The organism is Clavibacter lycopersici, from assembly GCF_003576405.1.
GTDB classification, from domain to species: domain Bacteria; phylum Actinomycetota; class Actinomycetes; order Actinomycetales; family Microbacteriaceae; genus Clavibacter; species Clavibacter lycopersici.
On sequence record NZ_QWGT01000565.1, the window covers coordinates 1 to 401 of the forward strand.

Below are 401 nucleotides of genomic sequence, written 5' to 3' on the forward strand. Positions count from 1 at the left end.
GAAAAGCCCGCCGGGTCCGCTCGCCGCGAGCAGGTCGCCGGGCTGCGCGGTCGCCGCCCACGGCCCCGCGAGCCCCTCGTCGCCGTGCACCACGAAGTCGATGGCGCAGGTGCCAGCCGCCGGATCCGCGTGCCGGAGCGTGTAGGTCCGCACGGCCGGCAGCGACTCGGCCGGCAGGGCGGCGCGCAGCGCGGGCAGGTCGAACGGCGGCACGACGCCGGATCCGGGCTGCGGGAGCATCAGCTTCACGTAGGCGTCGGTCGCGGCGAGCCGCTCGGGGGCGGCCTGCTCCAGCAGCGAGCGCGTGCCCTGCCCGCCGAGGTGCACGCGGACGAGGTGCGGGGTGAGCCGCTCGGTGCGGATCACCTCGAGCACGTGCTGCGCACGCGGCGCACGGACGG

At 77.6% G+C, this 401-nt stretch carries 1 protein-coding gene; it reads right to left on the bottom strand.

Going from position 1 to position 401, the window contains the following annotated elements; translation table 11 throughout:
• On the bottom strand, positions 1-401 hold a 401-nt coding region (locus tag DZG00_RS16550), incomplete at both ends, for a siderophore-interacting protein (protein WP_147360111.1).